The organism is Candidatus Micrarchaeia archaeon, assembly GCA_041653315.1.
Lineage (GTDB): Archaea > Micrarchaeota > Micrarchaeia > Anstonellales > JAHKLY01 > JAHKLY01.
Map to the genome: position 1 here is coordinate 1 of JBAZFO010000072.1, position 3,176 is coordinate 3,176.

General features: G+C 25.6%; 5 protein-coding genes. All 5 read right to left on the reverse strand.

Annotated features, from left to right (window positions below; genetic code table 11):
• Nucleotides 1-57 precede the first annotated feature (57 nt).
• Nucleotides 58-669: a hypothetical protein gene (locus WC356_07720; protein MFA5383030.1), complete on the reverse strand. Its 612-nt coding sequence runs from the start codon at nucleotides 667-669 to the stop codon at nucleotides 58-60.
• Between the two features lie 10 nt (nucleotides 670-679).
• Complete coding sequence (locus tag WC356_07725) at nucleotides 680-1,132, reverse strand: 30S ribosomal protein S15 (GenBank protein MFA5383031.1); 453 nt, start codon at nucleotides 1,130-1,132, stop codon at nucleotides 680-682.
• A gap of 290 nt (nucleotides 1,133-1,422) precedes the next feature.
• Complete coding sequence (locus WC356_07730; GenBank protein ID MFA5383032.1) at nucleotides 1,423-1,692, reverse strand: type II toxin-antitoxin system RelE/ParE family toxin; 270 nt, start codon at nucleotides 1,690-1,692, stop codon at nucleotides 1,423-1,425.
• Complete coding sequence (locus WC356_07735; GenBank protein MFA5383033.1) at nucleotides 1,689-1,910, reverse strand: hypothetical protein; 222 nt, start codon at nucleotides 1,908-1,910, stop codon at nucleotides 1,689-1,691. Before WC356_07735 ends, WC356_07730 begins: the two co-directional genes overlap by 4 nt.
• 89 nt (nucleotides 1,911-1,999) lie before the next feature.
• A partial coding sequence (locus tag WC356_07740) for a class I tRNA ligase family protein (protein ID MFA5383034.1) occupies nucleotides 2,000-3,176 on the reverse strand: 1,177 nt, incomplete at its 5' end.

Genomic DNA, 3,176 nt, shown 5'->3' on the forward strand with positions numbered 1-3,176 from the left:
TGTTTCATCATTTTTTTCATTTGTCTTGGATCCATACCTCCTAACATCTCTCTCACCCTATTGTTTTTCAAAATGAATTACAGTATTTTTAACTTCTGTTTTATTTATTTGCACTTTTCTTATTGGTGTTATTTTTTTAAGCACTTGTTGTATTTGTACTGGGAATTTTCCAAATAAAATTGAATTCATTACTTCATCCAATGTTAATTCTTTTATCATTTCTTTAACTTGTGTATTAAAAGTATTTCTTAAAGCTGTTTTTGGTCTTTGAGCAATTTTATTTAAAGTAATTATTGAACCCTTTACTCTAATTTTATTTCCATCTTTTGTTTCTGCATCAACTACTTTATCAACTACAGATCTTCTTCTTCTTGCTAATGTTTTAACAAAAGATTGATCAACTTCATGTCCAATAACTCTTGTAAATGCAGTTGTACCTTTTACTTCTACAATTCTGAAATTAACTCTTGTATTAATTCCTACTGCGCCCACTTTTCCACCAACAATAAATAAAGGTACTTTTATTATTTTGTTCAATAGATTCTTAGGATCAGATGCAGGAATTTCTCCTAATTCTTTATTTTCATAAAGTTCAGGAGCTAATACCCTATACCAAGATTTTAACTTCCATTTATCAATTGTTTTTCTTACTGTTTTTTTCTTAGCCATAAATATCACCTTACTTTACAATTAATGCTGCAGTATCTGGATCATATTTCCAATCTGCTGGCAATTTGCCTTTATCTGTATAATATCTTGCTAATCTTCTGATTTTAGATTCAACATGTATTAATTTTGTTTTATTGTGTGTATCTCTATTGTTAGTAGCTAAATGTTTTCGCATTTTAACTGCTCTTTTAATTAAAGTTAAAATATCATCTGGATAATCAATTTTTATTCCATTCTCTTTTAATATATCTGTTAAAGTTTTATTACAAACTGCTCTTACACTTGGAACTTGATGTTCTTTTTTTAAGATTAATCCAATTGCAGTTGCATTATTTCCTTCTTTTGCTAATTTCAAAATTATTTTTTCTATTTCATCTGGTTTCATTGTATTTGCAGGTAATTCTTTTCCTACAATTCTTTTAGAACCAGATTTTCCTCCTTTTTTTGAGTGCAATCTAGCCATATTTTATTCACCTTTTTATCTTTCTTTAATCTATTTGTTTTTCTTTCTTTTGATTAATATTTTCTTTCTTTTTCTAAAAGAAAGAAAAGATTATGCCGGAGAATGTTTTGCCGAAACAATCACATTTCCCAAATAGTAATCATTATTATTTATACAACTATTTATAAAGTTATTTAATTTGTATTCAGTATAGAGAATTAATTTAAAACTTCATAAAATAATATTTAGAAGGAAGAAGTTATAAAATTATGTAATTATTTTTCAAATTTAAATATAAAGTGATTTTAGTTCTAGAATTTATTTTTATATATATTTTTCCTGTGTGCAACAAATAAAACTAAAATAGTTATTTCCTTTTCATTAATATCTATTATTGCTCTATAATCTCCTATGCGAACTCTAAAAAAATTAGTACCAACAACCCTCCTTACATAATTATGGGGATTTATAGATATTCTTTTTAAAACAGAAATTACACGTATTTGAATATTTTTTGGTAATTTTTTTAATTGATCTTCTGCTTTTTTAGTAAAAACTATATTAAATATATTATATATCAAAATCCCAACTCTTTTTCAATTTGTTCAATGGATTTAACCTTACCTTTTTTTGCTTCTTTTATTGCTTCAATTATCTCTTTTTTAATATTTTCTGAAAGTTCTAATGTATCTTCTAATAAATCTTCTATTAACTCGTTATAGGTTTCGCTTTCATACATTTTTCTATTCTTAAGTTTTTTAAGAAGTTCTACTTCAATTTGTATTGTTGTATTTACCATAGTATATTATAGTATATTATAGTTTAAATAACTTTCGGTTGATGACATTTAAATTAAATAATTTTTAATAAAAATTAGAAAACAAAAAATTACTTTTCAATTTGAATTGATAAATCACCTTGTATTGTTTCTATTGTTTTTATGTTTCCTGTATTTATCAGTTCATCTTTTATGTCTTCAATATCTAGATATGTCGAAATTATTGCTTTTTTAATATCATCTTTCATAGACATATTGTTTTGCGCTCTATATTGTCTTATTTTAGAAATTAATTCATTTAAAATTTGCGCTTTTTCTTCAGCTTTTATATTTGACCATTGTGTGTATGGTTCAGGCCAAGAGGAATTAACAATAAAATCAGTTGGGTCTGGATAAAATATTTGATAAATCTCTTCAGTAATATGCGGAATAAAAGGACTTAACATTTTTGAAATATTTAATAAAATATTGTATAATGTATATTGCGCTGCTTTTTTACTTTTTTTATTTTCTTCACTATCACCATATAAACGATATTTTACATATTCTAAATAATAATCACAAACTTCATGCCATACAAAATCATGCAAACCTTTTATTGCATGATGATACTCAAAATTATCAAATAAATTTGTAGTATCAATAATTAAAGAATACATTTTATTTAATATCCATTTATCAACTACTCTTAAATTATCAAAATCTGCATCATCATATTCATAATCTCTTAAATTCAATTCAATAAATCTTGCTGTGTTCCATAATTTATTTAAAAACGATTTTCCAAATTTAATATCTTTGTATGAAAAAGGCCTATCTTTTGCCATTGCACCTGATAATGCAGCCCATTGTCTTAGTGCATCTGCAGAATATTCTTCTAAAACTTCTTCTGGCTGGATTTCATTATTTAAACTTTTACTCATTTTTTTACCATCAGGAGCTAAAACATTACCATTTAATAAAATCTCATTAAACGGAATTTTACCTGTTAATCTTTTACATCTATGTAATGTATAATACGCCCAGGTTCTAATAATTTCAACTCCTTGAGGCCTTAGATCACATGGATAAATTTTATTAAAAAATTCTTCATCTTCTTCCCATTTAGAAACTATCAAAGGCGAAATTGAAGAGTCAACCCAGCAGTCACATACTGAATTTTCACCAATCATTTTTTCTCCGCAATTTGGACAATTTTTATCTTTTGATCTTGGATCAACTGGTAATTCTTTTTCTTCTGCAGGAACCCATATTTTGCATTTTTCACAATACCAAAAAGGAATAGGA

Coding starts and splice junctions, on each gene's coding strand:
- WC356_07725 (MFA5383031.1), bottom strand. CDS start 1,132: ATGGCTAGATTGCACTCAAAAAAAGGAGGAAAATCTGGTTCTAAAAGA.
- WC356_07720 (MFA5383030.1), bottom strand. CDS start 669: ATGGCTAAGAAAAAAACAGTAAGAAAAACAATTGATAAATGGAAGTTA.
- WC356_07735 (MFA5383033.1), bottom strand. CDS start 1,910: ATGGTAAATACAACAATACAAATTGAAGTAGAACTTCTTAAAAAACTT.